The 26,333-nt window shown below is 59.2% G+C and carries 24 protein-coding genes; 2 read left to right on the top strand and 22 right to left on the bottom strand.

Features of this window, described 5'->3' with window-relative positions:
• The 8 genes from ccsB to ACGVKB_RS11245 form a co-directional block, all read right to left on the bottom strand.
• On the bottom strand, nt 1–911 hold a 911-nt coding region (gene ccsB, locus ACGVKB_RS11210), incomplete at its 3' end, for a c-type cytochrome biogenesis protein CcsB (RefSeq protein ID WP_392351847.1).
• Nucleotides 912–956: 45 nt separating this feature from the next.
• A complete protein-coding gene (locus ACGVKB_RS11215) occupies nt 957–2,105 on the bottom strand; it encodes an LptF/LptG family permease (protein ID WP_392351816.1) in 1,149 nt (382 codons plus the stop codon).
• On the bottom strand, nt 2,105–2,833 hold the full coding sequence (lptB, locus tag ACGVKB_RS11220; RefSeq protein WP_392351817.1) for an LPS export ABC transporter ATP-binding protein: 729 nt from the start codon (nt 2,831–2,833) through the stop codon (nt 2,105–2,107). Before lptB ends, ACGVKB_RS11215 begins: the two co-directional genes overlap by 1 nt.
• Entirely contained in the window at nt 2,830–3,201 is a 372-nt protein-coding gene (gene lptC / locus ACGVKB_RS11225) for an LPS export ABC transporter periplasmic protein LptC (RefSeq protein WP_392351848.1), read from the bottom strand. The genes lptB and lptC overlap by 4 nt, the downstream gene beginning before the upstream one ends.
• An 89-nt stretch (nt 3,202–3,290) precedes the next feature.
• Nucleotides 3,291–3,647 (bottom strand): DUF309 domain-containing protein, encoded by a 357-nt coding sequence (locus ACGVKB_RS11230; protein WP_392351818.1) that lies wholly within the window; start codon nt 3,645–3,647, stop codon nt 3,291–3,293.
• The gene (gene typA / locus ACGVKB_RS11235) at nt 3,647–5,449 is read right to left on the bottom strand and encodes a translational GTPase TypA (protein ID WP_392351819.1); all 1,803 of its coding nucleotides are present in this window, start codon (nt 5,447–5,449) and stop codon (nt 3,647–3,649) included. The genes ACGVKB_RS11230 and typA overlap by 1 nt, the downstream gene beginning before the upstream one ends.
• A 57-nt stretch (nt 5,450–5,506) precedes the next feature.
• On the bottom strand, nt 5,507–8,089 hold the full coding sequence (locus ACGVKB_RS11240) for a DUF3656 domain-containing protein (RefSeq protein WP_392351820.1): 2,583 nt from the start codon (nt 8,087–8,089) through the stop codon (nt 5,507–5,509).
• The gene (locus ACGVKB_RS11245; protein ID WP_392351821.1) at nt 8,086–8,841 is read right to left on the bottom strand and encodes a M15 family metallopeptidase; all 756 of its coding nucleotides are present in this window, start codon (nt 8,839–8,841) and stop codon (nt 8,086–8,088) included. The genes ACGVKB_RS11240 and ACGVKB_RS11245 overlap by 4 nt, the downstream gene beginning before the upstream one ends.
• A gap of 108 nt (nt 8,842–8,949) precedes the next feature.
• On the opposite strand from ACGVKB_RS11245, the gene chlP reads away from it, so the two are divergent.
• Complete coding sequence (gene chlP, locus ACGVKB_RS11250) at nt 8,950–10,299, top strand: geranylgeranyl reductase (RefSeq protein ID WP_392351822.1); 1,350 nt, start codon at nt 8,950–8,952, stop codon at nt 10,297–10,299.
• Nucleotides 10,300–10,331: 32 nt separating this feature from the next.
• Here chlP and ACGVKB_RS11255 read toward each other — a convergent pair whose 3' ends face one another.
• Complete coding sequence (locus ACGVKB_RS11255) at nt 10,332–10,571, bottom strand: hypothetical protein (RefSeq protein ID WP_392351823.1); 240 nt, start codon at nt 10,569–10,571, stop codon at nt 10,332–10,334.
• Nucleotides 10,572–10,619: 48 nt separating this feature from the next.
• Nucleotides 10,620–12,782, bottom strand: coding sequence for a glycine--tRNA ligase subunit beta (gene glyS, locus ACGVKB_RS11260; RefSeq protein ID WP_392351824.1), 2,163 nt, complete (start codon nt 12,780–12,782; stop codon nt 10,620–10,622).
• A gap of 73 nt (nt 12,783–12,855) precedes the next feature.
• Here glyS and ACGVKB_RS11265 point away from each other — a divergent pair, with 73 nt between their 5' ends.
• Entirely contained in the window at nt 12,856–14,613 is a 1,758-nt protein-coding gene (locus ACGVKB_RS11265; protein ID WP_392351825.1) for an NADPH-dependent assimilatory sulfite reductase hemoprotein subunit, read from the top strand.
• Here ACGVKB_RS11265 and ACGVKB_RS11270 read toward each other — a convergent pair.
• The 12 genes from ACGVKB_RS11270 to ACGVKB_RS11325 all read right to left on the bottom strand — a co-directional run bounded on the left by ACGVKB_RS11270 (nt 14,577) and on the right by ACGVKB_RS11325 (nt 26,329).
• A complete protein-coding gene (locus tag ACGVKB_RS11270) occupies nt 14,577–15,290 on the bottom strand; it encodes a M15 family metallopeptidase (protein ID WP_392351826.1) in 714 nt (237 codons plus the stop codon). The two genes, ACGVKB_RS11265 and ACGVKB_RS11270, sit on opposite strands and share 37 nt — an antisense overlap.
• Nucleotides 15,291–15,773: 483 nt before the next feature.
• Nucleotides 15,774–16,109, bottom strand: a complete 336-nt coding sequence (locus tag ACGVKB_RS11275; protein ID WP_392351827.1) for a hypothetical protein — start codon at nt 16,107–16,109, stop codon at nt 15,774–15,776.
• 149 nt (nt 16,110–16,258) lie between these two features.
• A complete protein-coding gene (gene recG, locus ACGVKB_RS11280) occupies nt 16,259–18,787 on the bottom strand; it encodes an ATP-dependent DNA helicase RecG (RefSeq protein WP_392351828.1) in 2,529 nt (842 codons plus the stop codon).
• Complete coding sequence (locus ACGVKB_RS11285; RefSeq protein ID WP_392351829.1) at nt 18,748–19,893, bottom strand: hypothetical protein; 1,146 nt, start codon at nt 19,891–19,893, stop codon at nt 18,748–18,750. Before ACGVKB_RS11285 ends, recG begins: the two co-directional genes overlap by 40 nt.
• A gap of 5 nt (nt 19,894–19,898) precedes the next feature.
• The gene (gene tsf, locus ACGVKB_RS11290; protein ID WP_392351830.1) at nt 19,899–20,558 is read right to left on the bottom strand and encodes a translation elongation factor Ts; all 660 of its coding nucleotides are present in this window, start codon (nt 20,556–20,558) and stop codon (nt 19,899–19,901) included.
• 99 nt (nt 20,559–20,657) lie between these two features.
• Complete coding sequence (gene rpsB / locus ACGVKB_RS11295; protein ID WP_392351831.1) at nt 20,658–21,377, bottom strand: 30S ribosomal protein S2; 720 nt, start codon at nt 21,375–21,377, stop codon at nt 20,658–20,660.
• Nucleotides 21,378–21,501: 124 nt separating this feature from the next.
• A complete protein-coding gene (locus ACGVKB_RS11300) occupies nt 21,502–22,443 on the bottom strand; it encodes a glycosyltransferase family 2 protein (protein ID WP_392351832.1) in 942 nt (313 codons plus the stop codon).
• Nucleotides 22,444–22,537: 94 nt separating this feature from the next.
• Nucleotides 22,538–22,693 carry a hypothetical protein gene (locus ACGVKB_RS11305; protein WP_006850288.1) on the bottom strand — a complete coding sequence of 52 codons (156 nt, stop codon included), beginning with the start codon at nt 22,691–22,693 and terminating at the stop codon, nt 22,538–22,540.
• Between the two features lie 33 nt (nt 22,694–22,726).
• A complete protein-coding gene (locus ACGVKB_RS11310; RefSeq protein ID WP_392351833.1) occupies nt 22,727–23,413 on the bottom strand; it encodes an ATP-binding cassette domain-containing protein in 687 nt (228 codons plus the stop codon).
• Nucleotides 23,413–24,582 (bottom strand): ABC transporter permease DevC, encoded by a 1,170-nt coding sequence (gene devC, locus ACGVKB_RS11315; RefSeq protein WP_392351834.1) that lies wholly within the window; start codon nt 24,580–24,582, stop codon nt 23,413–23,415. The genes ACGVKB_RS11310 and devC overlap by 1 nt, the downstream gene beginning before the upstream one ends.
• Complete coding sequence (locus ACGVKB_RS11320) at nt 24,582–25,484, bottom strand: HlyD family efflux transporter periplasmic adaptor subunit (RefSeq protein ID WP_392351835.1); 903 nt, start codon at nt 25,482–25,484, stop codon at nt 24,582–24,584. Before ACGVKB_RS11320 ends, devC begins: the two co-directional genes overlap by 1 nt.
• Nucleotides 25,481–26,329 (bottom strand): phycocyanobilin:ferredoxin oxidoreductase, encoded by an 849-nt coding sequence (locus ACGVKB_RS11325; protein WP_392351849.1) that lies wholly within the window; start codon nt 26,327–26,329, stop codon nt 25,481–25,483. The genes ACGVKB_RS11320 and ACGVKB_RS11325 overlap by 4 nt, the downstream gene beginning before the upstream one ends.
• Between the last annotated feature and the right edge of the window lie 4 nt (nt 26,330–26,333).

Consider the following 26,333-nt stretch of genomic DNA (forward strand, 5'->3'; position numbering starts at 1 on the left):
AAGAACCAGCCATAACTATGCAATCCAATGCCAAGAAGATTGACCCCGATATAACAAACTGCGATCACAACAAGCCCAACAACAGCGACAAGAGCCGGCCGACGTCCCTGCCAGCCACGACTTAAACGGGTGTGGAGATACGCCGCATAGACCAACCAGCAAATCAGTGCCCACGTTTCCTTGGGATCCCAGCTCCACCAACTGCCCCAAGCTTCATTGGCCCAGACAGCTCCGCTGATAATCCCCACGGTGAGCAAAAGGAAGCCAACCGTGATCGTGCGATAGCTGAGGTTGTCGGCCTGTTCACTCGTGGTGAGTTTGATCGATTGCAATTGCAGTACATCACCACTTCCCGCCACTTGGGCCTGGCGATAGCCACCACTGCCAATCGAGCTGCTGCGCAACTCCAAGACATCGCCGCGATCGGTGAACAACACCGCCAACGACAGCAAGGAGCCCACCAGCAGAGCCGCGTAGCTCACCATGATCACGCTGACGTGCATCACCAACCAACTGGAGCGCAGGGCGGGCACCAGTGGAGCCGCCGCCTGAAGTTGATCCGGCAGCGCAAAGCTTGCAAAGGCAATGCAGCCCAGTCCCATTGGGGTCGCGGCTGCCATCACGATGGGCGATGACCAACTCCGCTCCACCAACAGCTGAGTGAGCGTGCAAGCCCAGGCCAGGAAGCACAGAGATTCGTAGAGGTTGCTGATCGGAAAATGTCCGGATTGCCACCAGCGCAAGACCAGTTGGGCGGTCAGCAGCAGGTTGGCGCCGGCAACCAACAGACGAACCGTCGACGAGGGCTTCGAGCTGGACACAGCCCAGAACCCGAGCGGCAGAGCCAGCAACAACAACACAAAGGCTGCAAAGCCAAGGCCTGTGACGAGCTCAAACGGTGTGTTCAACAAATCAGGAAAGCCCATTCCAGCATTCAACGATTCTGCCCCTTTTGATCAGCGACTGGCCTGGCGCAGCAACACTCCGCCAGCACCAATCGAAATGGCAACGGGTAACCAAGCCGACAGGAACGGAGTCAAGACACCGCTGACGCCCAGCGAGCTGAAACTGACGCTCAAGGCGTAATAACCAAGAATCAAGAGAATGCTCATCCCAAAGCCCTGGCTGAGGCTGCGGCGTGAGCCTGGCCTGGCACCCAGGCTGCTGCCGATCAATCCAAAAACAATGCAAGCCATCGGGAACGTGAATTTCTCCTGAATCCGAACCCGTAGTTTTCTGGCCGCCTTTGTATTGCCAGCCTCCGCCTCAATGCGCTCAGCCATCACAGCCTGGGCCACGGTCATGTTGTTGGCGTCGTCAGGGATCTTGGCCACTTGAAGTGGGCCGGAGCTCAGGGGATAGAACTGACGGTCAAAGGCCAGACGGGTTGTGCTGCCATTGGGGTTGAGGGTGAGAGAGATACCGTCCACGAATTCCCACTTGGCCTCGTTGGGATCCCAGATCGCCTTCTCGGCGACAAGCATCTGCCGGTATCCGGCTCGAGAGAAGTCGAGAACCGTGACATCCAGCATTTCTCCGTTCTCAAACCGACGGGAATAAAACAGCTGCTTCAAACCACGGGAGCTTTTCTGCCCACCGGTCCCCTGAATCCGACCGAAATTGGTGAAGGTGATGTCCTCGCCACGTTCGGTGGCAATGGCCCGTCCGAGCCCTCTCTGCAAAGCAATCTCTGCTTGGCTGTTGGCCTGGGGAACAATGACATCGTTGAACAACAGGGTCAGCGCTGTCAGCAAGGCGGACAAAACAATTGCCGGGACAACCAATCTCACCGTGGACACACCAAGGCTTCTCAGCGCAGTGAGTTCGCTGTTGGCGGACAGTTTGCTGTAGGCCCACAAGGTGGCCAGCAAGGTCGCCATCGGAAGCGAGAGAACCAGAAAACGGGGGGTGTTGAGAACGAGAAGCTGAAGGGCAATCAATGCCGGCATGCCATCCACCATCTGGCGGGCCAGCTCGAACATCACCCCAATCGAGAGACCGAGAACAGTGAATAACGCCACGGCAAACAGCAGAGGCGGAACGACTTCTCGAAGCAACCAGCGGTCAATCAGCGGGATTTGCCGCAACCAGCGTTGGGGGGTCATCACAGTTGAAATCCCTCTCCGAGGTAATGACGACGAACGAGGGGGTCGCTGGTAATGACATTGGACTGACCACTGGCGAGGATCGCTCCATCGTTCAAGATGTAAGCCCGATCCGTGATCGCCAATGTTTCACGAACATTGTGGTCGGTAATCAAAATTCCCATCCCCTTCTCTCGCAACGAATGAATCAGTTGCTGTAAATCAGCAACGGCAAGGGGATCAACACCGGCAAAGGGTTCGTCAAGCAGCAAAAACATCGGACCCTGTTGCCCCACCGCCAGGGCTCTGGCCACTTCACAGCGTCGGCGTTCCCCGCCGGATAGCTGAAAGCCACAGCGATCAACGAACACAGCAAGATGGAACTCGTCGATCAGTTGATCTCGACGATTCCGTCGCTCCTTTGGGCTCAAGTTGGTCTGATCAAGGGCAACATCCAGGTTCTGGCGCACTGTCAATTGACGGAAGACGCTGGGTTCCTGGGGTAAGTAGCCAATCCCCAGCCTGGCCCGTTCAGGCATGCTTCGATCGGTGATGTCCGTCCCATTCAGTCGTACCCCGCCACGGTCAGGGCGAAGGAGACCGATCACAAGATTGAATGTCGTGGTCTTGCCAGCACCATTGGGGCCCAAAAGCCCAACCACTTCTCCAGGGTGCAGGTCGAGATCAACTGCATCAACAAGCTTCCGGCCACCGAGTGCGATCGAGACCGTATCCAGGGACAGGCTCATTGAGCCTCAACCGGTTGTGCAGCGGGCTGTTGAAGCTTCCACTGGCTGAAGACCTGGGCACCTTCTGCGGGCTGGGCGATGGCTCGATCCTGATCCAGGAGATAGGTCAAGCGTTCAGCACGGATGGAGGTTCCATCGGTCTGGGATACGTCCACATCACCACTCAGAACAATCCGATCTTCTTTGGTGAAGTACTGGGCCTGACGGCTCGTGGCCACCACACCGCGCTCCTGATGAATCAAACGCACATTGCCCAGGGCCGTGACCACACCGCTGTTGTTGTCTGCCATCTGCTGATCGGACTCAATGGTGACCAGACCCGACTGAGCCTGGGCTGGTTGCCAACCCGATACAGCCGAAGCGACCATCGCAACCCCGACCGCAGACCAACCAAGCAACCGGCGCCGATAAGCCAAAAGAATGCTGAACACGCACGTCGGTTGACGATACCTCCGCCTCAAGTCTTGAACCGCAGCGAGGGGACAGTGCAGGTCTCGGGATCCTGCTCCAGCTGAAGCAGCTTCAATCGCTCGGATACACAGGTGCAAAGCGCCTCGAGATCAAGACCAAGGTCCGGAGCACCGGGCCGTTTCAAACGACCGAGTGCTTCACCGAAGAGGATGGTGGCCCCACGGGTGTTCCCCCGTTGCAGGTGGAGCTGAGCCACGGCCACCTGAAGGATCCCCTGAAGGCTGCGGCGTTCAGGGTCAGCTGTTTCATGCCAGATCTCCTCAAACACGTCATGGGCGGCGTACCACTCATGACGGTTGAACAGATCGATTGCCTGATGAAAGCGGGGGTCCGCTTCAGGCATCAGCGCTTGGCCATCCGCTTGGCGGGCAACTTACGCAGACGGATCGATTCCGGCGTGACTTCGAGCATTTCATCGGGACCGATGTACTCGAGTGCACGCTCAAGGGTCATCTGAACCGGAGCCTGAAGGGTATCCAGTTCTTCCGCACCAGCGGAACGCATGTTGGTGAGCTGCTTCGCCTTACAGACGTTGATCTCGAGATCTTGAGGACGATTGTTCTCGCCAATGATCATCCCCTTGTACACCTTGGTTCCAGGGGAGATGAAGAACTGGCCACGGTCCTCTGCATTCTTCAAGGCATAGAACGTGGCGGTGCCTTCCTCGAACGCGATCAACACACCGTTGCGGCGGGTGTCGAAGTCGCCAAGCATCGGGCGATATTCGAAGAAGGAATGGCTCATGATTCCTTCACCGCGGGTGGCACGGATGAATTCGCCACGGAAGCCGATCAGACCGCGAGAGGGAACGATGAACTCGAGCTGCGTGCGACCGTCCTGGCCCGTCTCCATGTTTTGCATCTCGCCTTTGCGGGTGCCCAACTTCTCGATGCAGGCACCAACCGCCGCCTCGGGGACATCCATCACCAGGGTTTCCACCGGCTCACAGGGCGTCCCGTCGATGGTGCGGAAAATCACTTGAGGCTGAGACACCTGGAACTCATAGCCCTCACGGCGCATCGTTTCGATCAAGATGCCCAAGTGGAGCTCACCACGCCCGCTCACGGCGAAGCGATCCGGTGAATCGGTGTCTTCGACGCGCAGGGCGACGTTGGTGAGAAGCTCGCGCTCAAGACGGTCACGAACCTGACGGCTGGTGACGAACTTGCCTTCCTTGCCGGCAAAAGGTGAATCGTTGACCACGAAGGTCATTTGCAGGGTCGGTTCATCGACCTTGATCAACGGAAGAGCCGTGGGTTCATCCGGACAGGCAATTGTTTCGCCGATATTCACATCATCGAAACCGGCCACAGCAACAAGATCACCGGCCGACGCCTGCTCAATCTCGACGCGCTGCAGACCTTCAAAACCGAGCAGCTTGCTGATTCGCCCCTTCTTGATGGTGCCGTTGTCCTTGATCAGTGACGCGCTCTGACCCTGTTTGATCACACCATTGTGAACTCGGCCGATGATGATCCGACCCAGGAAATCGGAATAATCCAGCGTTGTGATCTGAAGCTGCAGAGGCTTGTCAGCGTCTCCGACCGGGGGCGGAACATGGCGCAGGATGGCATCAAACAGCGGACGCATGTTCTCGCTGTCCGTCTTCATATCGGGCTTGGCAAATCCGCCGAGACCGCTGCCGAACAGATAGGGAAAATCGCACTGATCATCATCGGCCCCCAGCTCGATGAAGAGATCGAGAACTTTGTCGACAGCCGTTTCTGGATCGACGCGTGCTCGGTCGATCTTGTTGACAAAAACGATGGGACGCAGACCCTGCTCCAGTGCTTTCTTCAGCACAAAGCGTGTCTGAGGCATGGGCCCCTCGTTGGCGTCAACGATCAGGAGACAGCCATCAACCATGCCGAGCACACGTTCGACTTCACCACCGAAGTCAGCGTGACCGGGGGTATCAACGATGTTGATCCGGGTGTCGTTGTAGGTGACCGCTGTGTTCTTCGACAGAATCGTGATGCCACGCTCACGCTCCAGATCGTTGGAGTCCAGCACGCAGGTCGGGACCGCCTCGTTGTCGCGGAAAATTCCCGATTGCGCCAGCAAGGCATCGACCAAGGTCGTCTTTCCATGGTCAACGTGAGCGATGATCGCGATATTGCGAATCGCCTTTTGCTGGGCGCTCATGCGGTCGAATCGTTTGGATATGTGAAGAACGCCAGAGGCGCAGTGACACAGGCTATCTCAACGTGAGATTCGACTGGTTCGTTCCGGCCCCTTGACACGCATGCTCCCCCGGGTTACCCCCAGCTGGTGGCTGATCTGTTCACGCTTCCAGACCTCCCGAGAGGGCAACCGACCCGCCAACGCATCGCTGTACAGATGCACGCGTCGGACGGTTGCCGCCGCATCTTCATCCAGCAGTTCCAGCCGAAAATGACGGACGCCAGCCTGCAACAGAGCCGGAAGCGCTTCAACTCCTGATTGCGCGGTTCCGTTGAACAGAGTGTTTCGACAGCCCAGATCCGCACGTAGAGGATGTTCCACGCCACTGCGATCCATCAGGGTGACCGTGTGCTGCTCACAGGGACGTCCGCAATCGGTGTGGTCTTTGCCGTCTGACAAAAAGGCACAAAACAAACAGTGCTCCATGTGGAACAAAGGCATGTGCTGATGCAACGTCACTTCCAGGCATGACGGCTGCACGCCGGCGGCAAGATCCAAGAGCTGCTGAAGGTTCAAGTCATAGCTAGCCGTGACCCGCTTGAGCCCCCAGAAGCGCACGTACCAATCCATGCTCAGGGGATTGGCGCTGTTGAGGGAGAAATCACCGATGCAAGGGGCCAACGGTGTCAGCGTTTCCAACTGATCAGCATTCCGAACCAGGTACCCATCGGCCCTGGCTTGGATCAGTGGTTCCAGGGTCCAACGCTCATTGGGCCGCGTCACCCGAGGACCAGCCAGCCAGAGTCCATCCGGCCAAACACCTCGGCCGATCGCCACCGCTTCACGGCAATCCCGTGGTTGTTCCAAATCGGCCACGACCGAACCAACCGGTGCCGCCGTTGCCGAAAGCTCGCTTAAAGCTTTGAGCTGCTCAAGGCTGCGAACCAACACCACAAGCTGCGGATCCTCAGGCAGTGACGGTTGCGCTGGCCGCTGCAGCAGAGACTCCAAGACCTCAGCGGGTTGAAGTCGCAACGACGACGACGGCAATGGCGGCTGTTCAGGGGCCGACGCATGCGCGGCATCCTCAGCTTCCCCGATCTGGGCGATCTGCTCCAAAAGAGATCGCCGCATCCGATTCAGTTCAGCGACCGGGAGAAAGGCATCAGCACAAAGATCCAAAACCAAGGATCCAAGCGTCCATCCCGTTCCGCCGAGACGCCCCAACTGATCCTCCAGACGACCCTGGTCCAGAGGACGCTGGTTGGCAGGCTGCAGGGGGAGAGAGGAGCGCACAACGATCCGTTTGCCGTTGTGGATGGAAGGATCCAGCAAGGCCAGCTCAAGCGGCTCGCCCAGACGGCCGCTCACCTTCAGATGCAGGCTGCGATCCTTGACGGGGACGTCCCGTCTGGACTGTTTCTCCCAGTGCTGGGACCAGATTGGATCGCTCGTGAGCCAGACCGAAGCACCCGGACGGAGCTGCGCCACCGCACAGCGACCGGGGCCCAAGCGCAGGCGAAGCCGATCCCTGCCAAGGCTTTCACAGGCCATGATCCGGCCGCCGATTTCCTGAGGTGGCTGAAGAGGGTCAGACGAGACCATCTCCAACACCAGTCCCTGGCCGTTGCGCAGGGGCTCCTGGGTTCTGAGCTGCAGCCAACCCCCTGATTCCACGCGCAACAAGCGCCCGATCAAAGGACCGCGCTTCTTACTCCAACGCCCGTGCACCAAGCGGCGGTGGTCCACCCCATCCAGCCAACCGTGGGACAACCCCCTTGAGAAGGCGAGTTCCATTTGGCGTTTCATCCCTGAACCATCCAGGGATGGGTCATCGCTCGATGTCTGATCGCGACGATCCAGCTGACGGCGATAAGCATCGGTGACCGCCGCCACGTAATTGGCATCCTTCAGGCGGCCTTCCACCTTGAGGCTGGCGATCCCAAGCCGCTCGAGCTGAGGGAGCAGATCCCAGGCGGAAAGATCCTGCGGTGACAGTAAATAACGCTGATCGCCGAGGGGGCGGGCCTCACCATCGACGATCAATTCATAGGGAAGTCGGCATGCCTGAGCACACTCGCCGCGGTTGGCACTGCGCTGGCCTAAGGATTCGCTGGTGAGGCATTGACCGGAATACGCCACACAGAGCGCGCCATGAACGAACACCTCGAGTGGCATCGCCAGATGGCGTTGCTGAAGCTGACCGTTCAGACGGTCGAGATCGGCCAGGGACAACTCCCGAGCCAACACCACCCTCTGACACCCCAAAGCAGCAGCCTGGGCCACGCCCGCCGCACTCGTGATCGACATTTGCGTTGAACCATGCAACACAAGGCCGGGGACCAGCTGACGGGCCAGATTGCAGAGACCCACGTCCTGGACAATCACGGCATCGACCTTGGCCTGATCCGCGGCCACCAGCAACTCGGCAGCCCGTTGGAGTTCATCGCTGAACACCAAGACGTTGAAGGTGAGGAAACCCTTCACCTCACGGTCATGGAGCCAGGTCATGACCTCAGCGAGATCAGCGATCCGGAAGTTTTCCGCACGCTGACGGGCGTTGAAGGCATCCACCCCGAAATACACGGCGTCGGCCCCGCTGGCCACGGCGGCTTTCAAGGCCGACCAATCACCCGCTGGGGCCAGGAGTTCAGGCTTCATTGGAGGGGATTGCGCGTGAAACGCCGTGCTGATTCGAACAGGCGAAGGGCATCGGCAGTCCCTTCAAAGCGCCAGTGCCAGGGCTCGTAACTCACCCCCTGACGATTGCCATCCGGAAAAGAGAGCACAAAGTGATATCGCGCCGCATGGTCCTGAAGCCAGCGGAAGCTCCTGGTGTCCTCAAAGCTCACCGAAAGGTTGGTCTCAGGGGCGTCACCATCCCCCAGATCCACGGCATAACCAGTGCTGTGTTCGGAGTAGCCCGGAGGAGCAGAGACCCTGGCGCGTTCCTCCGCCGTCTGATTTCGTTCCGACGCCACATCAAAAAAGATCGAGTCCTGCAGATCAGTGGAACGAAAGCCACTGAGAAGACGTAAATCAACGCCATCTGCGGCAGCGGCCTGGCGCATGGCGTCAAGCGCATCAGCAGCATCCACATGCAGTTCGATTCCCGGAGAGAAGCTGATCAACTCCGAACGATCGGCCTGAAGGTAAGGGAAATGTCCCAACAGGCGCCCGTCGGCGGAGGGCCGGCTGGGGAGCTCGATCGCCGGCGATGGCCGCTGTTCGGCCCGCCGTGAACCTGTGCCGACGACAAACCACACAGCCAGGACGGCCCCGGAGAAGACCACGATCGAAGCCAGGAACAGGCGAGCACCACCACCTCTGGACCGTGAACGAGCAGGAGCCGAACGGCGCGCCACCGGGATGTCATCCCGCAACTGACGCCGTGCAGAAGCTCCTCGGGGCACAACGCTGCTTCGTGATGTTTCGATCGTAAAGGCGAGCGCCCGTTCGAGCCACGCAAAGCCCAGTGGCGGTGGTAGTTTTTGAGAACAATCCAGCGGAGTAGGGCTGAGATGTTGCGTGTTGCGGTAGTGGGCGGCGGCCCGAGTGGGTCCTGTGCCGCTGAAGTGCTTGCAAAGGCAGGAATTCAGACCTGGCTGTTTGAGCGCAAACTCGATAACGCCAAGCCCTGCGGAGGAGCCATTCCGTTGTGCATGGTCGAAGAATTCGGCCTTCCGGACGACATCATCGACCGGAAGGTGCGAAACATGAAGATGATTTCGCCGTCCAATCGGGAAGTGGACATCCGCCTGGACCCCCTCGGCTACGACGACAATGCCTACATCGGCATGTGTCGCCGCGAGGTGTTTGACGCATTCCTCCGCAACCGTGCGGCCGAGCTCGGCACCACTTTGGTGAATGGTCTCGTGCAGAAGATCGACACCGGAGCCAACCGGCAGGGTCCCTACACACTCCATTACGCCGACTACAGCGCGGGCGGCCCCACCGGTGAAGCCAAAACCCTCGAAGTTGACCTGATCATCGGTGCCGACGGGGCGAATTCCCGTGTCGCCAAGGCGATGGATGCCGGTGACTACAACGTGGCGATCGCCTTCCAGGAGCGGATCAAGATCCCCGCGGAAGAGATGAGCTACTACGAAGATCTCGCCGAGATGTACGTGGGCACCGATGTGTCCCCTGATTTCTACGCCTGGGTTTTCCCCAAGTACGACCACGTGGCGGTTGGAACGGGAACCATGCAGCAGAACCAAAGCCTGATCAAAGGCCTGCAAAAAGGCATCCGTGAGCGCGCCAGCAAGCGGTTGTTCAAAGGTGAGGTGATCAAGGTCGAAGCCCACCCCATTCCTGAACATCCCAGACCCCGTCGTGTCGTTGGGCGCATGGCCCTGGTGGGTGATGCCGCTGGCTACGTCACCAAGAGCTCGGGAGAGGGCATTTACTTCGCCGCCAAGAGCGGTCGAATGTGTGCCGAAGCCATCGTGGAAATCTCCAACAGCGGAGCGAAAGTCCCCACGGAACGCGAAATCAAAGCGACGTACCTGAAGCGCTGGGACCGCAAGTACGGAGCCACCTATGCGGTTCTGGACATCCTCCAGCGAATTTTCTACCGCAACGATGCAGCCCGAGAAGCCTTCGTCGAAATGTGCGACGACAAGGACGTGCAGAAGCTGACCTTCGACAGCTACCTCTACAAGCGGGTGGTGATGATGAATCCCTGGCAGCAGATCAAGCTGACCATGCGGACCCTGGGCAGCCTGCTTCGCGGCGAAGCTCTGGCCCCGTCGAACTACGGACCGGTGCCATCGGCCGTCGGCCGCTCCGATGGTGACTTCCTGGCCGATGAAGCATCCCAGGCCATCAAGGCCAAGAGCAAGAACAAAGAAACGGTCGACGTGGGCTGAGGGCCGACCTCAGGCCCCCTGCGCTGCTGGACTCACTGCTGTGGTGCGTCCAGCTTTTTTTGTGCCGCATCGCGAAGCTTCTCTACTCCCTCCTGAAGCTTCACGCCGGGGGCTGTTTCTTTGCGCGTTGTCGACCACACATTGATGCTGTAGATCACGGTCCCAGCGATGATCAATGCCGCAATGATCAGTCCAAATCCATTGCCACCTTGTCGGATGACGACGGGCTTCTGCTGTGATTCGCCCTGGTTCTGATCTGAGCTGTTCGTCATCGTCTTGAACCGATCAGACCTGGGTTAGCCAGGTCTGATCCGCCTGGCTCAGGACTGAATCAGTTCGAAACGCGCAAGCTGGGAGGCCTGATTGCGAAGAACACCCAACAGATTCAGGCGATTCTGACGAAGCTGAAGATCATCAGCCATGACCATCACGCTGTCATCACCGTCGAAGAACGCTTCGAGGGCAGGTGTTGCCTCCACCAGAGCATCAGCAAGAGCCTTGTAATCACGTCCAGCCGCCAGCGGGTGCAGGCGTTCAATCACAGCCAACATGGCCGCCTCACTGGGTGACTCAAACCGCTTGGCATCGACCACCGCCGCGGGATCGAGGCACGACCGATCCAGTTCACCCTTTTCAGCAAGACGTGCGGCCCGTTGAACCACCGCCTGCACTGCAGCCAGACGTCCCTGTTCACGAAGACTGGTCAACAGCTGTATGCGAACACGGGCATCGAGAGGATCGCTGAGGAGTTGCGCATCGGAGACACCCTCACCGGCAACCGCCTGGACCAGGTCGGACGGATGACCATCGTCCTCCAATTGGGACACCAATCTCTGGCGCAACAGCTGGGCCAGGTCAGCCTTCAATTGGGCTGAATCACAGCCGAACGATGGCAACGTCTCACACCAGATCGGTGCCAAAACATCCAGCAGAGCCAGGAGATTCAGACGCCAATGGCGATCCCAGAGGATCAGTAACAAGCCATTCCCTGCACGGCGCAGGGCGTAGGGATCCGACGAGCCCGTCGGACGTTCTCCTTTGGTGAAAATGCTGAGCAGAAGCTCCAAGCGCTCCGCCAGAGCCACCACGGCACCCGCATCGGAGCCGGGCAACGCATCCCCAGCACCACGGGGGTAGTAGTGCTCCACCACCGCTACGGCGGCCTCCCGCGACTCCCCTTCCTCGAGCAAGTACTTCCCACCCATCAGACCCTGGAGTTCCGGGAACTCGCCGACCATCTGACTGACAAGGTCGTGTTTGCAGAGATGGGCTGCACGACGGGCAGCCGTCTCCACCTCAGCCGTCAAAGCCAGATGATCAAGGAGAACCGCAGCGGTTCGCTCCAGACGATCGGAGCGATCGCGGAGGCTTCCAAGCCCTTCAGCAAAGGTCACACGGGCCAGGGCCTCCCGTCGATCGGAACTGGATTGACGACGGTCGACACCAAGGAAGAATTCAGCATCAGCCAGGCGCGCCGTCAGGACGCGTTCGTTGCCCCGAACAATGGTTTCAGCGGCGGAGCGAAGTCCATTGCTGACCAGCAAAAACTCGGGGCACAGGACGGCATCGGCAGATCGACGCAGCGGGTCGGGGGCCACATCAGAACGATCCAGTGGCACATAACGCTGGTGGGATTGCATCACCGTGCTGATCACTTCAGGAGGCAACGCCAGGAAACGATCGGCAATTCGACCTTTCAGCACATGGGGATCTTCCACCAGGTCGACGAGTTCATCGAAGAGGCTGTCCGGACAGTTGGGGACACCGCCCGCAGCGGCTGCGGCCTCATCGATGCTGCGACGAATCAATGCAGCCCTCGCCGATCGGTCGACCTGAACCCCATGGGCGGCCAGCGCCTCGGCATAGCCCGCAGCATCCTTGATCTCCACCGGCTGGTCACCGTGCAGTCGATGGCCGCGGCTGAACCGATCACTGCGAACGACTGGATCAGAGCCCGTCTGTTCGACGGGAATCACCGCATCACCCAATAGAGCGACCAACCAACGGATCGGCCGGCTGAAGCGCTGGGCGCCGGTGCCCCAGCGCATGAAACGCCGACCCTGCAGGCCATCGATCCAGGAGGCAATCAAGGCTGGAAGCAGAGACGCACTGCTGCATCCAGGGGTCAGCACCGTGGCAAACAGACATGGACCTTTGGGCGTGTCACGCTCGACGAGATCCGCTGGATCCACACCGCAGCGTTTCGCGAAGCCGATGGCGGCGGGTCCTGGCACTCCATCTTTCAAGGCCTGCGCCACCGGAGGGCCCTTGCGTTCCTCTTTGAGTTCCTTCTGCTCTTCGTCGAGTTGCTCCACGCACACCGCCAGGCGGCGCGGCGTGCCGGTGACTGTCACAGCCCCATGGGACAACCGAACCTCCTTCAGATCCAGTCGCACCCGTTGTTCGAGCTGGGTCAGCGCCTGAGATGCGAAATCAGCGGGAAGCTCTTCAGTCCCAATCTCAAGAAGAAACGTTGTCGTCACGCCACTGATCAAGCCGATGGCGACTGTATTGGAAGCCGTTTCGCTACGTTCAACTCATTGACTGCAATGACGGGTGAGCGGAAGCGCGGTGCCAGTGACCGACAGCGGAAACAGCGGGCTTCCAAAAGCGGAGCAACGCAAGCTCGACAGTGTCCATCTGCGCGAGCCGTTGCGAACGGAGCTTGCCAACGACGAGGTTCGCTTCAGTGAGGATGCCGTTCAGCTGCTGAAGTTTCACGGCAGCTACCAGCAGCACCATCGGGAACTGCGCAAAACCGACAAAATCCGCAGCTGGCAGATGATGCTGAGGCTGCGCAGTCCGGGTGGTCGCATTCCCGCACAGCTGTTCCTCGCCCTGGATGACCTCTCCAACCGTCTCGGCGATGGCTCTCTGCGGGCAACGACCCGCCAGGCCTTTCAGATGCACGGCATCGCCAAGGCAGATCTCAAGGAGGTGATCGGCACCATCGTTCGCAACCTGGGTTCCACCCTTGCCGCCTGTGGTGACATCAACCGCAACGTGATGGCCCCGCCGGCTCCCTTTGAAAAAGGCGGCTACCCGGTGGCAAGACGCCTGGCCGATGAGATCGCCGATCTGCTGTCCCCGGAAGCCGCGGAAGGGTCCTACCTGGATCTATGGGTGGATGGTGATCTCAGTTATCGCTTCAAGCCGACCACCGCGGTGCGCAAAGCACGTCAACGTCAATCGGACCCTGGTCTGTTCTCTGGGAGTCGCGATGAACCGCTGTATGGCGACACCTACCTGCCCAGAAAGTTCAAGGTGGCTGTCACCGTGCCGGGGGACAACTCAGTCGACCTCCTGACGCAGGACATCGGCCTGGTGGCGTTCACGGATCCCTCCGGCGAACTGCGTGGCTGCAATGTCTACGTGGGCGGTGGTATGGGGCGGACCCACAACAAAGAGGAGACGTTCGCGCGCACCGCTGATCCCCTGGGTTACGTGGACGCCGCTGATGTGCTCGACGTCGTGCAGGGAATCCTGGCGTTGCAACGGGACCATGGGGATCGGGAGGTCCGTAAGCATGCCCGGATGAAATACCTCCTGCACGACAAGGGGATCCAGTGGTTCCGCACCACCCTGACCACGACCTACTTCAAGGGAGACCTCAAGGGGCTGCGCAATGAACCCAAGGCCAAGCTGCTCGACTATCTGGGCTGGCACCGTCAACGGGCAGGACTCTGGTTCGTCGGCTTGCCTCTGCTCTGCGGTCGCTTGCAGGGCGAACTCAAGCAGGGTCTGCGGCGAATCGTGGAGACCTATCAACTGGAGATTCGCCTGACGGCCAACCAAGACCTGCTGCTGTGCAACATCGGAACGGCCCAGAGGGCAGCGATTCGCAGTGAACTGGCATCCCTCGGATTTGACGTGGCCGACACCCCTGCCCCCCTGGCACGGCATGCCATCGCCTGCCCCGCTCTCCCCACCTGCGGCTTGGCCATTACGGAATCAGAACGGATTCTTCCGGATGTACTGGATCGACTCGATGCACAACTTCGAAGGCTCGAGATCGAAAAATCACTCCTGGTACGCATGACCGGTTGCCCCAACGGCTGCGCGCGTCCCTACATGGCCGAACTCGGCCTGGTCGGCAATGGGGTGAATCAATATCAGCTGTGGTTAGGTGGCACCCCAAATCTTCAGCGCCTTGGCAAGCCCTATTTGGAGAAAATGGCGTTGGCCGATCTCGAAACAACCCTGGAGCCCCTTCTTCTCAGCTGGAAAGAGGCCGGTGGTCGCCGCAGTTTTGGCGACCACATCAGCAAGATCGGCGATCAGGCCGTCACCGACTTGATTGGCGCCTCGGCATAAATCGCACTGGGGGAACCGCTCCGCCAGGCCCAAAGTTGGTCACCATGGCTGAAATGCCACCACTCGTTGGGGTGCTGTTGAAAGCCCACCGATTCCATCACCTTCAACAACAGCAGCCGACGTTGATGAAACAAACGCTCAGAAGCCGTTGACGCCGAGGCGTAGTAATCCGGTTCTGAGATCGCACCGATGGCATCAATGGCTCCCCCCATGTCGAGGGGTCGATCGCCATCCAGCGAGGCGAGGGTTAAATCAACGGCAGCACCGGTGCTGTGGGGTGGAGGTGTCGAAGCATCCCTGCTGGGGGCTGCCCAGAAGCGAGCAACGTCCTGGATCACAGCTTGAACAGCGGATTGCTGTGATGGGTCATCACGGCTAATGCCCTGCTCTGCGCACAGCGTCGCAATCGTGTGCTCAACCATGAAGGCCTGAACGGCGATCGGTCGCCAGGCATCAAAGATCGCAAACCGCAGCGTCGGATCCTGTTCGGCGAGACGCCTCTGGGCCTGTACCAGACGATCAACCACACCAGAGCGCAGACGAAACGGATCATGATCCGGGCCGTAGGGCGCTCCGAGACTGGCGTAGGGATGAGGCTCGAGCCGGAGAAGCACGGCCGGCAAGGCCACCAACAGCTCGTGGTTCTCAACGATGGGAATGGAAGACCAGGGACGCATCAAGCCAACGAAGTGCGGGGTGAAATCAAGTGATTAATCATGAATAGCCTGCAAAATTCAATTTGCAAAAGCCTTCAATCTCTAACCACTTTTTAACCAATCATCAAACAAAATTTTCAATTTTCGAGTGGCTGCAGGGGCCCTATTCCTCACACCATCAACCCACTTTTGAAGATGGTTGAACCAGAACCAGGCCATGAAAATACAGACAAGAAGAATCGTCAAACAAAATGGACCCTCAAGCTGCCGACTGATTCCCGCGAAAACAGTGAGATCAAGAAGTACAGCAACAGTAGACAAACTGACTTGCCACCTTCGATTCAAAAGCCTCCACATCCAATCCACACTGAAACAACCCATTTTCCAGGATAGATCGCGGCAGAAAACCTGGCCACATCCTCAGAACCAGCAATCAATATCTAGGCTTGATCAACTATCACTCGATCCCATCAAGCCAACACACAACGATTCATGTTTCGTGTCCTACGTCTCATACGTCTTTCTATAGTCCGCAATCCATTGGGCCTTAAGCCGATCTCCAGGCTGGATATTGCCTTGATCCATCAACCGCCGAGCCTCCGCCTGAAGCTCTTTTCTGTAGACAAATTGAGCGATGGCGAGCTTGTGCACTCGAACCCAAAAGCTGATCACGATCAGGGGCAGCAAACCAAGAACCCAGAGGGAGAAATCTTCCACCTCAATGGAGTAGATAATCCAGAGAATAAACACTGAAATCGATCCATTGAACACCTTTGTGCAGACATCATCAAGACGCCCTTCCAGCTTGCGAATGTTGACTGTATTGGGCACTCGACCCATCTCTTGCCCGCAAAAACACCCTGAGAAGCATAGGCATCAACCCCAACAACGCAAAACAGAATCCGCGCTGTGCCTAGGTCCCAGATCGTTTTCGGTCTGAGGCAGAAACGTGGTGGCTCTCAAATAGATCCAACCCCAGACAACCTGATTTAGTTCAACGGAGTACCACCGGACAAGCGACGTTGTTGTTCATCGAGAAGCCCACGGAGAACCGGATGATCATTCAGCACAGGGTCCGACTGCAGGAGCTGTTGGGCAGCGGTGCGCGCCTCCTCCAGAACAGCACCATCATCGGCAAGGCTGGCCAAAGCAAGATCCGGAAGACCCGACTGACGCGTGCCCAGAACCTGTCCGGGACCACGAAAACGGAGGTCCATCTCAGCGATCTCAAATCCATCCGTCGAACGGACCATCACATCAAGACGCTGACGCGACAGGGGATTGGAACTGCCGTTGATCAGCAGACAGTGGGACGCCGCTGCCCCCCGACCGACTCGCCCACGTAACTGGTGAAGTTGCGCCAGACCGAAGCGATCGGCATGGTCGATCACCATCACACTCGCAGCGGGCACATCCACTCCCACCTCAACCACGGTCGTGGACACCAGAACCTGGACAGCACCCTGGGAGAAGGCCGTCAACACCTCCTGTTTCTCAGCGCTCGAAAGACGGCCATGCAGCAGGCCAACCGAGAGATCAGGGAAAATCTCAGTGGACAATTCAGCATGCACGTCCACGGCTGAGCGCAACTCAAGTTTCTCTGACTCCTCCACCAGCGGAAGAACGACGTAGGCCCGTTGTCCCTTGGCCACCTCCTCACGAATCAAGGCATAGGCCTGTTCGCGCTGGGCAGCAGTCATCATCACCGTCCGAATCGGTGTTCGGCCCGGCGGCAGCTCATCAATCTGGCTGACGTCTAAATCACCATGGAGTGAGAGGGCAAGCGTTCTCGGAATCGGTGTTGCCGTCATCGTCAGCAGATGGGGCTGCAAACCTTTATTCAGGAGTCGGTCGCGCTGATGGACACCGAAACGGTGCTGCTCATCCACAACCACCAGACCCAGCTGAGAAAACACAACGGGATCCTCAAGCAGAGCATGGGTCCCGACTAACACCTGCAGGGAACCGTTGGCCAAATCCTCAAGCAGCCGCCGCCGCTTCGATTTCGGCGTGGAGCCAGTCAAAAGTTCAACGCTGACATGAAGTTGTGGAAGCCAGCTGCAGAGATTGCGGTAATGCTGCTCCGCCAGAACTTCCGTGGGCGCCATCAGCGCTCCCTGCCAACCGGCTTCGATGGTCGTCAGCAATCCAGCGATCGCGACGACGGTCTTGCCCGAGCCAACATCACCCTGCACCAGGCGGGCCATGGGTTCCGGCTGGGCCAAATCGCTCTCAATCTCTGCGAAAACCCGCGATTGGGCAGCGGTGAATCGAAAGGGAAGCAAGGCCAAAAAACGCTCGACCAAACCATCCACCTGCCGATCGATGAGCAGATCGGGTGCCGACCGTGACCGCAGCTCACCGCGCCGGCGCAACAGGCCCAACTGAAGCAGCAGAAATTCGTCAAACACCAGGCGCTTGCGGCCCTGCTCCAGATCCTCACGGGCCTTGGGAGCATGCAGGGCGGTCAGGGCATCAGCCACAGGAATCACGCCGAAGCGGTCCTGTTCCGCAGGGGAAAGCGGTTCAGGCCAGAGACGGGTCAACGGCAACACCTGGGTGAACAGTTGACGGAACCGATCCGCCGCAAGGCCCTCCGTCAGTGGGTACACGGGCAACAAGCGACCGATTTGATCGGATTTGATGGTGCCGTCGGCACTGTCGAGCACCTCAATCAACGGGTCCTGAAACGACAGCCCATAGGGACCGTCCTTCACCAGACCACTGACCGCCACCTGGGCGCCAACGGGATACAAACGTTGCTGACCTTTGAGATAGGCCGTGGAGCTGAAGCGTTTACCGGCCAGAAAACGGGTCACCTTGAGGCGTCCGGTGGGGTCCTGCAGCTGCAGTTCCAGGATGGCGAGATTGGGATTTTTGGGGCTGACAAACCCATTGCAGCGCCGCACCGTTGCCACCAATGTTGCGGTTTCACCCACGACCAAGGCCTCAATTCGCCGCATCCGGGCGTAATCCACGTGATCACGCGGGTAATACCGCAGCAGGTCACGAACCAGCAAAAGCCCAAGCGTGGCCAGACGCGCTGCCAACTTCGGCCCGACACCGGTGAGCTCCACCAAGGTGCTCTCAAGGGTCAGGGGACGCTGGACCTGAGCGCGAGATGAGGACCCAGACGTTGAGCCATCGCGGTGCCTGAGCCGCGGTGGAGCCATCGGTGCTGAGGGCTCGAGGCGCAAGCGGAGTTCATGGAGCCACTGACGGGTGTCGGTCACCAGCCGCCGACGCGTGGACAACTCGGCCGTGGTGTAGCTGTCGTAGCCCTGACGCAGCCGCGACAGACGATCGGCCACCCCGGGCGGCAATGGCAGATCAGGGGGACGATTCAGCTCGGCCTGCAAAAACTGATGGAAGCGTTGCTGACGCCCTTGTACATCCGGGAAGCCTTGATCCGCCTCGAGATTGAGGGCCTTCTGCAACGGGCGCAACCAGGCGAGCAGCTTCTCGAGCTGCTCTCGGTTTAACCCCCTGGCGGGATCGGATCGGAGGGGCTCTGCCAATGGTTTAGCGCTTCGCGATCAAGGACACGACGTTGCCAGTGGCGTTGCTGCTGCACCATTTTGAGCAGTGCGCGCTGGTGGTCGTGCAAGCGATGACGAACTCGGCGCAACCGAGGGCTGTCGAACTCGAATTCACTGCTGCGCAACAACAAACAGAGCACGTCCATTCCCTGTTCAAATTCACCGATCGGCATCGGCAACCGCAGACGCAAGACATTGCTGGCGCTGGATTGAGTCTCCACTTGTCCTCGAAGCACCGCCTCCAGCAAAGTGATGGGCAACAGGGCATTGGCAAGTCCTGACCGCAACATCTCCACGTTGATGGCGTGCGAGAGGTTGCGAAGACGACGGGCGAGAGCAAGATCCATGGACTGCATCCAACTCAACAGGGTGTCTGGCATGGCAGGAAGAAACTCCACCTGATTGCCTTCAGTGGGAGGAGAGGTCATCGCTCCATCCCCGCCGTCATCGTCGGCCTGAGATTGCAGCGCTTCACCCGCCAGTTCAAACAAAGACTGGAGCACGTCCAGATCATCGACACGCTCGTCGAGCGGCTCCTCATCGGACTCGGGCATGGATTGGATCTCTGGCTCCGGCTCCGAACGCTGGTCGGGAGCGGAGGGCTGGAGGCCAAACAGCTCGGGTTGCTGAAGCGGTGAATCCAAACTGAGGTGAACCGACCCCTTGGGATCCCGCTGCGGTTCGGGAGCGGATGGGGTGGTCTGCTGCAATTGTTTGCCGAGAACTTTGACCATCTCCCGGCGCGAGCGGTCGTCCTGCCGGACAGCTTCCTCCCGAATTTGCTGCGCCAGCACCATCAACTGTTCGACCGTCAAAACAACAGAACAGCGCTGGGTCAAGTTGACAACCGACGCCTGAAACTGTTGGCGGGCCTCAGGAGACAACGCCGAAAAACGCGATGGCTCGACTTTGGTCACCAAAGCGAACAGAGCCTGCAAAGCCCGCTCCTGCAATTCATCGCGCAGAATCTGCAGGTAAAGCGCTTGGTCGCGATAAAGAACCCGGGACCGCTGTCGACACAGCTGTTTGAGCTGGGTCAACTGCGATTCCGGGTCGTAACCGGACCGATTGTCCGTCGTGCTCACGCGGATCAGCCGGCGTTCTGCATGGATGCCACTTCAGCAGCGAAATCGTTTTCTTCGACTTCGATGCCCTCACCCAGGGTGTAGCGGGTGAAGCGGCGCACCTTGACGTTCTCACCGATCTTGCCGGCGGTCTGCTTGACCAGATCAGCGACGGTGATCGAGCTGTCCTTAATGAAAGGCTGCTCCATCAAGGCCAGTTCCTTGAGGCGCTTGCCAATACGGCCCTCAACGATCTTTTCCTTCATTTGCTCGGGTTTGCCCTCGAGGTCGTCACGGCCCATTTCGATGGCCTTCTCCCGCTCACGGATCTCGTCGGGGATCTCGTCGGTGCTGACGTATTCGACGTTGGGGCATGCAGCCACCTGCATGGAGACGTCGCGAAGAAGCGACTGGAACATGTCACCCCGGGCCACGAAATCGGTCTCGCAGTTCACTTCAACCAGAACGCCAACCCGGGCGCCGGTGTGGATGTAGCTGCCGATGGAGCCTTCAGCAGCGGTGCGACCAGACTTCTTCTCAGCACTGGCAATGCCCTTTTGACGCAGCCACTCAACAGCCTTGTTGGTGTCGCCATCGGTGGCGGCAAGAGCTTTCTTGCAGTCCATCATTCCCGCGCCGGTCTTGTCGCGCAGGTCTTTGACAAGCTTGGCGGATACGGCAGCCATCGGATCGGAAGTGGGGGTAAATAAACGGTTTTGGACAGAGACAGCCGCCGATCTGCTTGAGCAGAACGACGGCATCAATCAAGTTGCTATCGCAACAACTCAGCCTTCGGCGTCATCGCCGCCGCGCTGTTCGTTGTTGCCATGGCGACCTTCGTTGATGGCATCAGCCAGACGCCCCAGGACGAGCTGAACAGAACGCACAGCATCGTCGTTGCAAGGAATCGGCACCTCACAGAGATCGGGGTCGCAATTGGTGTCGAGCATCGACACCAGGGGGATATCCAACTTGCGGGCTTCCAGCACAGCGTTGGATTCACGACGCTGGTCAACCAAAACAACCACGTCGGGAAGGCGACGCATGTTCTTGAGGCCACCCAGGTACTTCTGAAGACGCTCCAGCTCGCGGCGGAGAACTGCACCTTCCTTCTTGGGGCGCATGGCGATGGCACCGCTGGACTCCATGCGCTCAAGGTCCTTGAGGCGATCGATCCGGGCCTTCATGGTGGTCCAGTTGGTCAGCATTCCGCCCAACCAACGCTGGTTCACGTAAGAAGCACCGCAGCGCGCGGCTTCAAGCGCCACGACTTCAGAGGCTTGCTTCTTGGTGCCAACAAACAGAAAGCGCTTGCCGCTGCGAGCGGCAGAACGGGTCCACTTGTAGGCGTTGTTCATGCAGACGGCGGTCTGCACAAGGTCAATGATGTGAACGCCGTTGCGCGCGCAATAGATGTAGCGCGACATCTTGGGATTCCAACGACGGGTTTGGTGCCCAAAGTGAGCACCCGCCTCCATCATTTCGGCGAGAGTGACGACAGCCATGTTGTGAGGTTTCGGGTTCGCCTCCACCTGCCAGGGCCGTAAAACTCCAGGTCAGAGGACCCGGTTGGCTTCACGAACACCCGAAACGGGCAGGTGTGCGGTTTGAAAGAACCCTAAGAAGTTATCAAAACGAAGGCCGCATCCCCTGACTCCGGGCTTCGCGGACCATGGAACGAACACTAATTCTGTTCAAAGGAAGACGAAGCAGCTCCATCGCCAGCCCCGGTTGACCACGGCGAATCAACCAACCCAGCAGGGGACGCAGGGAGCGCTCATTGACCAGACCACCGAGGGTGAGCAGCTCCCACAGCAGCACATGCAACCAGGTGAATTGAATGATGTAGCGCACCCGGCGGGTGGGGTGCTTGCGGTAGAAGACCAAACCCATTTTCGCCCGCTCCCGTTCAACGCGAACCAGATCAGGAATCTGTTCCAGTCGGAGGGCCGGGTGCCAGTGATAGCCGACGGCCTCTGGACAGCGCACCAGCCCGACCCCCATGCGGCGCAACCGTTCACCGAGCTCAAGGTCTTCCCAGCCATAGAGCCGAAACCCAGTGTCGAACAGACCTGATGCTTCGAGCACCTCTCGGTCGATCGCCACATTCCCTGTGGCGAAATACGCCCATGACAGGTCACGCAGTTTGTGCCGCTCCTGGGACGGCTGCTCAAAGTTGGCCGTATTCACCACGGCGCCGTAGGTGAAGCAAAGACGGTCGCCACGCTGTTGCCACGACCGCAACAACGCTTTGGCATGGCAGGCCAGAAAGGACTCGGTCACCACCAAATCGCTGTCGATGAAAACGATGACATCGCCGCGGGCATGGTGGACCCCACGGTTGCGGCCCTCTGCAGGCCCACCGTGCTCCTGCTGGATCAGCCGCACATGGGGGAAGTGTGCCGCCCGTTGCTGAATCCAAGCGACGGTTCCGTCCGTGGATCCGTCATCCACCAGAACCACCTCGAAGCCGTCCAGGGCTGGATCGGGGTGCTGGGCCTCAAGCGCACGCAGACACTTCTCAAGGATCGGGAGGCGGTTGTAAGTCGGAATGACAACGCTGACAAACATCGCGAAATGCTCCCGAATGGGGTCTTGAACCCTACAGACCACAAAAAAAGGGGAGCTGCGCTCCCCTGTCATTCAACGATGAATGGTGACTGGATCAGTCAGCTGCACCGCCGTTATTGGCAGTTCCAGTCACACCATTACCGGCACCTTCGCCGCGGCCATCGTTCCGCATCTTGCGCTTCTTGAACTTGCGGGCGTAGGCGCGATTGCGCTCCTGCTTTTCTTTCTTCAGATTCCTGCGCTTGGCCATTCGCGGTTCAAAAGTGGTTCAGGTCAACACATCCTACTCAACAGCTTGAAGCAACGATCCATCTTCCATTTGAAGCAACCGATCCGCGATATCAACAATGCGGGGATCGTGGGTCACCATCAACACCGCACAGGATTGCTCGCGGGCTAAACGTCGCAGCAGCTCAACAATTTCACGGCCGGTGACGCTGTCGAGGGCGGCGGTGGGCTCATCCGCCAGCAACAGGTCGGGGTGGGCCGCCAGGGCACGGGCGATGGCCACCCGCTGCTTCTGGCCCCCGGAAAGATCATGGGGAAGGCTGCCCATGTGATCAGCAAGACCAACGGAACGCAACCATTCGCGGGCCTGATCCCGTCGAGCCCGATAACTCAGACCGGAACACAGATCCGATCCCATCTGAACGTTCTGTTCAGCGGTGAGGCAGCGCAGCAGGTTATGCCCCTGAAAAATCATGCCGATGCGACGTCTGAGCTGCTGACGCTGACGCCGTCCAGCACCGTCCAGACACTGACCCAGCACCTGAACAGATCCCACCTGCACCGTGCGTAGGGCCCCGATCAGGGTGAGCAGGGTGGTTTTACCGCAGCCCGAGGGCCCCGTGAGCAAAACGACCTCACCCGGCGCAATCGACAGATCAATGCCTTTCAGCACCTCCCTCTGCATCGCACCACGCCCAAAGCTATGGGAGAGGCCCTTGATCTCAACCGCCATTCCCTGCATCAGAAGATCTCCGCGGGATCGGCATCGACGAGGCGGCGCATCGCCAACACCGACGACAGCATGCACATCACCAGGATCATCACGAACACCGTCATGGCACGGGTGGCGTTCATGCCCACGGGCAACCGCGTGGCATCACGGACAAACCAGTACAGCCCCTGCCCGGCCGCATAGGCGGGGACGTATCCCATCACCGCCAGATAAAAGCCCTCCCTGATCACAACACCGAGCAGGTGACTGAGGCGATATCCCATCGCCATCAACGTGGCGTATTCGGGCAGGTGTTCGCTGACATCGGTGTACAGCACCTGATAAACGATCACGCAACCCACCACGAATCCCATGGCAGCCCCCAGGGTGAAGATGAAGCCAATGGAAGTGCCGGTCCGCCAGTAGTTCTGCTCGAAGTCGATGAATCCCTGCTTGGTCAACACGGACACATCGCTGGGCAGCCGTTGTTCCAGACGTCCACGGACCTGCTCGGCATCTGCCCCAGGGCGCAGACGAATCAGACCAACCTGAATGGCACCGGGAGGCTTCCCTGGTTGGAGGTCCAGGAAGGTTTCGGTGCTGGTGACCAGATTTCCATCGGCCCCGAAACTGGTGCCCAGACTCACGAGGCCGGCCACACGAACACGGTTGCCAGCGATCTCCGTTTCAACGTCACGGCCGTCACGAAACCAATCGGCGATCGGTCCAAACTCCTCGCGAGACAGCTGATCGAACAGGATGCGCCCCTTCTGCTTCAACGCCATTGCTTCCGGCGGTAAGGCGCCAGCCTCAAGGAAGGGATCATCCGGGTTAAACCCCAACGCCAGAATCGGGCGGTTCTGACGGGTCTCCGGGTTTCGCCACAACATCAACCCCCAATGCACCGGGGAGGTCCCTGCCACATCGGGATCAGCCAAGGTCTGAACCAAACGCCGGCGTGGAAAGTCGGCCATCCGCACGGAGCTGGTCGATCGCGGACTGATCAACACCAAATCGGTATCGAACATGCGATGGACAGTGACGCTGGCATCAAACAGGCCATCGCGGAAACCCAGCTGCATGAACATCAGGATTCCGGCAAAGCTGATGCCTGCGAGAGCCACCAGCAGACGCACCGGCTGACGGGTCAGCAACATCCAGGAAAGCGGGATGCGCCGCCTCTGCCAGAAGCGTTTCATCACGGCTCCTGAAAGCGAGCGATCACCTTGAGCCCAGCGAGGCGGGTCACCCGCTGCTCTGAGTCAGGGTCTAAAGCCACACTCACCTCAATCACACGGGCATCCACATCCCCGGTTGGGTCTGTCGACAGCACACCACGCTGTTGGACCTGGGGACTAATCGTGAGGACACGCCCCGTCAGTTCCCCATCAAATCCTCCGTTTTCACTCATCAACAGAACCGGCTGGCCCATGCGCACCCGCGCCACATCCGATTCGTAGACCTCCACGAGGGCCTGCATGGTCTGGCTGGCACCAACGCTCATCACCCCATCCGAGCCCGGACGCTCTCCCACACGGGCATGCACTTCGAGCACAAGGCCATCGATGGGTGAGAGCAACTGACTGTTGGACAGATCGGCAAGCAGACCGCGAAGGTCCGCCGCAGCTTGGTCCCGTTGACCTTGCATGCGAATCAGCTCATCTTGCTTCTCCTCCACCAGAACCCTGGCCGCTGCACCCCATTCAGCGGCTTTGCTGTAGCGCTGAACCTCCAACGCCTGAAGCTTGATCTGCGCGTCCAGAGTCTTGATCTGGACCTGAACCCGTTCAACGTCAGCGAGAAGGGCGTCGCGGTTGTCAAACTGAGCCAGAAGCTGTCCGGTGGCGACCCGCTCGCCTTCCGAGACAAGCAGCTTGGACACCCGGGGGGTTCCAGGCTGACCAGCGGTTGGTGCCGCCAGCTCAAGAATTTCACCGGCAGGCTCGAGCTGGCCGAGGGCAGCAACGGGTTCAATCCGACGGACCGCTTCCGACTCCACAGGTTGCGGTTCCGGTTCTGACGATCGAAACAGTGCAACCGATCCAAGGGCGAGGACAACGGCGAAACCGCTAAGGGCAAGGACCAGACGACTGCGGTTCACACAGGGGATGCGGGGTTATCGAAGAGGAGGTTCTCGATATAGGCCTCAGCCCAAGCCGGGTTGAAGGCTTTTTCAAGAACACGACGGGTCTTGTCGTTGCGCTTCTGCTTGATGCAGTAGTTCAGCTGACCTTCGTAGCGTTTGATCGTAGGAAGTGAGTCAGCAGGATCGGGGGTCGCTTTCCGGACTGCGTCCGACAGAACACTGAGATAGGTGTCGACCAAATCAACGAACCAACCCTCCTCCTCAGCACCATCCGGTCGGATGAAGCGCACGTAAGGAGAAAAAATGGTGCCCCATCCCGGCAGCTCACGCACCTGCCGGAACGGTGGAATCTCGAGGGCCTTGAGGGCCTCCTCCAACACGGTCGGCAGGGTGGGCTTGACCGGTGACAAATCAACGATGGCCGCTGAAACGCCGGCCGGCCCCGCAACGATGTCGGCCCCAAAGATCGGGAGATCAAAGCGAGGGTCGGGGAACCAGACGCAATGCAAGATCTGCAGTCCGTTACCGAGTCGAGCCAGCTCAAGGTGCAATTTGCGCATGCCTTGGCAACAGTGCAGCTCATTGCCGATGAACAACTGCTCACCGTCGAGGGTGCCCTTGATGGCAACCAGCTCCTCATCGAGGGCCAGGTCCGCCAGAGCCGGCAAGCCAGATCGCTGGAGGCGAATCCGATCCGCCAGCCTCATCACCAGCGGGTGAAGAGTGACAGCACTGTCTGGCATCGAAGACGGACTCACGCTCGGCAGGCACAGAATGGAACTTTGCCACGCAGTTCTGTCCTCTTCACGCAACAGCCCTGCTCTCGACCTGTGGACGCTGAAGAACGGCGTGTCCTGCATCGAG

The sequence above is a fragment of the Parasynechococcus sp. genome, from assembly GCF_042954325.1.
Taxonomy (GTDB): Bacteria; Cyanobacteriota; Cyanobacteriia; order PCC-6307; family Cyanobiaceae; genus Parasynechococcus.

Coding starts and splice junctions, on each gene's coding strand:
- devC (WP_392351834.1), bottom strand. CDS start 24,582: ATGAAACGCTTCTGGCAGAGGCGGCGCATCCCGCTTTCCTGGATGTTG.
- ACGVKB_RS11310 (WP_392351833.1), bottom strand. CDS start 23,413: ATGCAGGGAATGGCGGTTGAGATCAAGGGCCTCTCCCATAGCTTTGGG.
- ACGVKB_RS11305 (WP_006850288.1), bottom strand. CDS start 22,693: ATGGCCAAGCGCAGGAATCTGAAGAAAGAAAAGCAGGAGCGCAATCGC.
- ACGVKB_RS11215 (WP_392351816.1), bottom strand. CDS start 2,105: ATGACCCCCCAACGCTGGTTGCGGCAAATCCCGCTGATTGACCGCTGG.
- chlP (WP_392351822.1), top strand. CDS start 8,950: ATGTTGCGTGTTGCGGTAGTGGGCGGCGGCCCGAGTGGGTCCTGTGCC.
- ACGVKB_RS11240 (WP_392351820.1), bottom strand. CDS start 8,089: ATGAAGCCTGAACTCCTGGCCCCAGCGGGTGATTGGTCGGCCTTGAAA.
- ACGVKB_RS11230 (WP_392351818.1), bottom strand. CDS start 3,647: ATGCCTGAAGCGGACCCCCGCTTTCATCAGGCAATCGATCTGTTCAAC.
- lptB (WP_392351817.1), bottom strand. CDS start 2,833: ATGAGCCTGTCCCTGGATACGGTCTCGATCGCACTCGGTGGCCGGAAG.
- lptC (WP_392351848.1), bottom strand. CDS start 3,201: ATGGTCGCTTCGGCTGTATCGGGTTGGCAACCAGCCCAGGCTCAGTCG.
- ACGVKB_RS11275 (WP_392351827.1), bottom strand. CDS start 16,109: ATGGGTCGAGTGCCCAATACAGTCAACATTCGCAAGCTGGAAGGGCGT.
- tsf (WP_392351830.1), bottom strand. CDS start 20,558: ATGGCTGCCGTATCCGCCAAGCTTGTCAAAGACCTGCGCGACAAGACC.
- ACGVKB_RS11270 (WP_392351826.1), bottom strand. CDS start 15,290: ATGCGTCCCTGGTCTTCCATTCCCATCGTTGAGAACCACGAGCTGTTG.
- rpsB (WP_392351831.1), bottom strand. CDS start 21,377: ATGGCTGTCGTCACTCTCGCCGAAATGATGGAGGCGGGTGCTCACTTT.
- typA (WP_392351819.1), bottom strand. CDS start 5,449: ATGAGCGCCCAGCAAAAGGCGATTCGCAATATCGCGATCATCGCTCAC.
- ACGVKB_RS11325 (WP_392351849.1), bottom strand. CDS start 26,329: ATGCAGGACACGCCGTTCTTCAGCGTCCACAGGTCGAGAGCAGGGCTG.
- ACGVKB_RS11255 (WP_392351823.1), bottom strand. CDS start 10,571: ATGACGAACAGCTCAGATCAGAACCAGGGCGAATCACAGCAGAAGCCC.
- ACGVKB_RS11300 (WP_392351832.1), bottom strand. CDS start 22,443: ATGTTTGTCAGCGTTGTCATTCCGACTTACAACCGCCTCCCGATCCTT.